A 4649-nucleotide genomic window follows, 5' to 3' on the forward strand; every position below is an offset into this window, starting at 1 on the left:
TTAAACGCCCAACTCGAAAAGGAAGTTCCCTTAAACGGTTTGCCAATGCAATTGAAGGCGGGTCACCCGCTCTTCCGCCGCTATGATTTTCAAGCCCAATGTGGATAACGCCACCTAAAAAGGTTCCTGTTGTCAGGACGACTGAGTGAGCTCGAAATATGATCCCCATATTCGTTACAACACCTTTGACAGTGTTATTTTCGACAACCAAGTCATCAGCTGACTGCTGGAAAATCTCCAAATCATCCTGATTTTCCAATATGGTTCGTATCGCAGCTTTATACAATGCTCTATCTGCTTGAGCGCGGGTTGCTCGAACTGCAGGTCCCTTTCGGCTATTCAGCACCCTAAACTGTATACCAGCTAAGTCTGTTGCTTTCGCCATCGCACCGTCTAAGGCATCTATTTCTTTGACTAAATGACTTTTTCCTATCCCACCAATTGCCGGGTTGCAGGACATCTGACCAAGTGTCTCGATGTTATGAGTCAAAAGTAGCGTCTGGGCACCCGTTCTTGCTGCCGCAAGCGCGGCCTCAGTTCCAGCGTGACCGCCGCCAATGACAATAACATCGTAATGCTTGGGATATTCCACAAAAACCTCTACAGGAAAAGGATCTAAAAAATGGCGCGCAATTATAATCTCTATGGCGTCCTTGTACAGTAAATACGTACAAAAATCATACAGTTTATTTTGCTTACTCGGTTAAGAAAACAGAATGCTCTCCTAAACAACGATATTACGCAGGTTTAGGCTACTTATCCAAAGAGTTATCCACAGATTAACCGAGAATTTTAGACAAGAATATAACGTAACCTATTGATTTAATTGGTTTATAAAAATAATCTATTAAATTCTGGACGAAAATTTATTAAGTTATACACAAAGAACCAACCTAGCAACGCTAAGTAGTTGATTTTATTACTGACCGTCATGATAAAGCGAAGTCTCGGTTCAAGTACCAGAAAAGAACAATGTTCAATATGGCCAGGATCGCAAAGAATATTGGGATACTCAAACCAACAATACCAAGTAAAAGCATCGCAAAAACGGCACTAAAAACCATGAATAAGGCATTAATAATGTTGATGACAGCGATAATTCTCGCTCGAAACTCGGGCTTAGCTCTGATTTGAATTAACGCATACAAGGGAACAATAAACACCCCACCAAATATACCAATTCCAAGCACACATAAAAGAATTAGCGATAAGCTAAGCTGCGAGAAAAACACCTTCCAATCTGTAGGGTTGATTGTTTCTGGAATCACCAAATACAAGCAAAATCCAAATACCGCTAAGCCTGCTATTCCGGAATTTACGAGCGACTGCGTAATATAACGCCTGCTTAGCCGCTCAACCATGAGAGAACCCAGACCAATCCCTAGTGAAAATATAGTCAACAGCAACGTAACGACGCTTGTATCACCGTTCAAAACAACGCGAGCAAAATTAGGAAATTGCGTCAAATAACTGGCCCCTAAAAACCAAAACCAAGATACCGCAATAACAGCCTTGAAAGAGATCTTGTCTGTCGCCGCTTGTTTGATTTGTGCGCATGTCCCTCTAACGATATTTAGATCAAGCTCAATACTAGTATCTGAGCTAGGCGCTTCCGGTATATTCAAACTTGATAGGTAGCCTATGACTGCAAGAGCCACTACTGCAACGGCACAAACCTCACGATGAGAGTCAGATTCGAGAATAATTCCTGCAAAGATAGTCCCAAGTAGAATTGCAACAAATGTGGCCATCTCAACAAGTGCATTTCCGCCAACTAACTCTCCTTTAGCTAAATGCTGAGGGAGTAAAGCATACTTAACGGGACCAAAAAGAGTCGACTGGCAGCCCATCAAAAAGAGAACAAACAACAGTGAGTAATATGCTTCGAAGTACAGCGCTGCAGCGGCTAGCACCATAATAATAATCTCTGCAAATTTTACCTTTCTTACTAAGGCGGATTTTTCATACTTGTCTGTTATTTGTCCAGCAATCGATGAAAACAAGAGAAAAGGTAGAATAAATAGACCAGCGGCAAGATTGAGTAAAACATTGGAATCAACCGACAAGTTTGAAGTGGCAGAAAACGCTAGAATCAGCATCAACGTATTTTTGAATATGTTGTCGTTACAGGCCCCAAAAAACTGAGTAAGAAAAAGAGGTAAAAACCTTTTAGATCGGAGGAGCTTGGACTGACTCATCAGCGTTTACCTTCTACGTTTTTTATAAATTATTTTCCAATGCAGAAACTGCCAAAAATCTCGCCCAGTAAATCATCAGCTGAAAAACGTCCTGTTATGGTACTAAGTGCTTCTTGAGCTAAACGTAAATCTTCCGCGAGCAGCTCACCGGCATTTGCTTGTACTAACTGATCTCTTCCGAGCTCAACATGATGTAAGGCAGTTTTCAGTGCAGTTAAATGACGCCGTCGAGCCGTGAAAGACCCTTCCTCAACATTGTTAAAACCCACAAATTCTTTGAGATAGGATTTCAACAAATCAATACCAAAACCAGTCTTAGCGGAAAGTCTTATTCGCTGCCATCCCGCCTGCAGAAAATTTGACTCGGCATCAAGATTAGATTGATCAATTTTATTCTGAACAAGAACAACATGATCACGCCTACTTAGCCGCGCCAAAAAATCACTCCAATCTTTGTCGGGATCAAAATTTGGTTCTTTTACCCCATCATAAACCAGCAATATCAAATCGGCCTGATTGATTTCTTTCCATGCTCGCTCTATGCCTATCTGTTCTACTTTGTCATTACTCTCTCTGAGACCGGCAGTGTCAATGATATGCACAGGTAAACCATCAATAGAAATCTGCTCTTTAAGCACATCTCGCGTTGTACCCTCGATATCTGTAACGATGGCAGACTCCGATCCAGCCAACGCATTGAGCAGACTCGACTTGCCCGCATTAGGCCGACCCGCAATAACGACTCGAATACCTTCGGTTAACAAAGCTCCTTGATTTGCAACACTCATGATGTTTTCAAGTTTGAGTTTTAGTTCGTCAACCTGTTGAAGCACCTTAGAATCAGCTAAAAAATCGATCTCTTCTTCAGGAAAATCAATCGCAGCTTCTACAAACATTCTGATATTGATCAGTTCGTCCGTAATAGCGGTTACTCGCTTTGAAAAATCTCCGTGCAAAGATCGAAGAGCACTCCGAGCAGCGGCCTCAGAGGTACTATCTATCAGATCTGCAATTGCCTCAGCTTGAACTAAATCTAACTTATCATTCAAAAATGCACGCTGTGTAAATTCACCAGGCTCGGCCAATCGAGCACCGTAATCGATGCAAGTCCGTAGAAGCATATCAAGTACGATTGGCCCGCCATGAGCTTGAAGCTCCAATACATCCTCTCCAGTAAAAGAATTGGGAGCTTTAAAAGATAAGGCAATACCTTGATCTAACGGTTGATCGTTTTTATCAAAAAACGAACCATAATGCGCATAGCGAGGTCGAAGGGGCTGCTTTAAGAATTTTTGCGCTATCTCGGATGATTTTGGACCAGACACTCGAATGATACCAACGCCACCACGGCCAGTAGCCGTAGCAATTGCCGCGATGGTATCAACGTGATATTCAATCATCGAGGGTTAGGCACCCGCACCTTTTTCTATCTGGCGCGTAATAACCCATTGTTGTGCAATCGAAAGAATATTATTCACTAGCCAATAAAGCACTAGGCCTGAAGGGAACCAAAGAAAAAATACCGTCATCATAACAGGCATGATTTTCATGATTCGAGCCTGCATTGGATCAGGAGGGGTTGGGTTCAACTGCATTTGAATAAACATACTGATACCCATCAAGATCGGTAACACGAAAAAGGGATCTTTTACTGATAAGTCATGAATCCAAAAGAAGAAAGGCGCATGTCGCAGCTGTACGCTTTCCAACAAGACCCAATATAGCGCGATAAAAACAGGCATCTGCACAAGGATCGGTAAGCAACCACCGAGCGGATTTATCTTTTCTTTGCGATAGAGATCCATCATCGCTTGTGACATTTTCTGGCGATCTTCACCATACTGCTCTTTTAACGCCTGCAACTTAGGAGCTACACGACGCATATTTGCCATAGAACGATAACTCGCTGCAGACAATTTAAAGAACAATGCTTTGACCACGACCGTGACCAAGATAATTGCGACACCCCAGTTTAAAACTAGGCCGTGTAAGAAATCCAAAAGAAGAAACAGTGGGTAAGCAACAAAGAACAACCAACCATAGTCGACTGTTAAATCCAGACGTTTAGCGGCTTGCTCTAAACGGTCAATAATTTTCGGGCCCAAGTACAACTGGCCACCAACACTTCCTTTTTCCCCTGGCTGAACAACCGTAGCAGGGCTAATATAACCCATCAGATATAGGCCATTTTTGACCCTAGTTTGATAGGTTTGCATTACTTCCGAATCTGGTATCCATGCCGAAATAAAGTAATGTTGTATAAATGCGAGCCAACCACCCTGAATCTGCTGATTAACTGGCGACTCAAGCATGTCATCGAAATCAATTTTCTCATACGGCTCTTGCTCACTAGAGAGCACCATCCCCAGATAAGATTGCATTCCCATACTCGTTTGACTAGACGGATCTACACTTCGATCTCGAACAATCTTCCCAGAAAAGTTAGCTTCA

The 4649-nt window shown here is 42.4% G+C and carries 4 protein-coding genes; all 4 read right to left on the bottom strand.

All coding sequences use genetic code 11. The annotated features are described in order from the left end of the window. Positions 1 to 592, bottom strand: a 592-nt coding sequence (locus A3750_RS11165; RefSeq protein ID WP_156498521.1) for an FAD-dependent oxidoreductase, incomplete at its 3' end; no start/stop codon positions are given. Between the two features lie 337 nt (positions 593 to 929). Next, positions 930 to 2198 (bottom strand): MFS transporter, encoded by a 1269-nt coding sequence (locus tag A3750_RS11170; protein WP_082863215.1) that lies wholly within the window; start codon positions 2196 to 2198, stop codon positions 930 to 932. A 29-nt stretch (positions 2199 to 2227) separates the two neighbouring features. Further along, positions 2228 to 3598, bottom strand: a complete 1371-nt coding sequence (gene mnmE, locus A3750_RS11175) for a tRNA uridine-5-carboxymethylaminomethyl(34) synthesis GTPase MnmE (protein ID WP_197466301.1) — start codon at positions 3596 to 3598, stop codon at positions 2228 to 2230. A gap of 6 nt (positions 3599 to 3604) precedes the next feature. Further along, positions 3605 to 4649 (bottom strand): membrane protein insertase YidC (gene yidC, locus A3750_RS11180; RefSeq protein ID WP_082873266.1); only part of this gene is annotated, 1045 nt, incomplete at its 5' end.

It is taken from the genome of Oleiphilus sp. HI0079, from assembly GCF_001635105.1.

Bases quoted from the DNA above. Each gene is read 5' to 3' on its own strand.
- mnmE (WP_197466301.1), bottom strand. From the start codon at position 3,598: ATGATTGAATATCACGTTGATACCATCGCGGCAATTGCTACGGCTACT.
- A3750_RS11170 (WP_082863215.1), bottom strand. From the start codon at position 2,198: ATGAGTCAGTCCAAGCTCCTCCGATCTAAAAGGTTTTTACCTCTTTTT.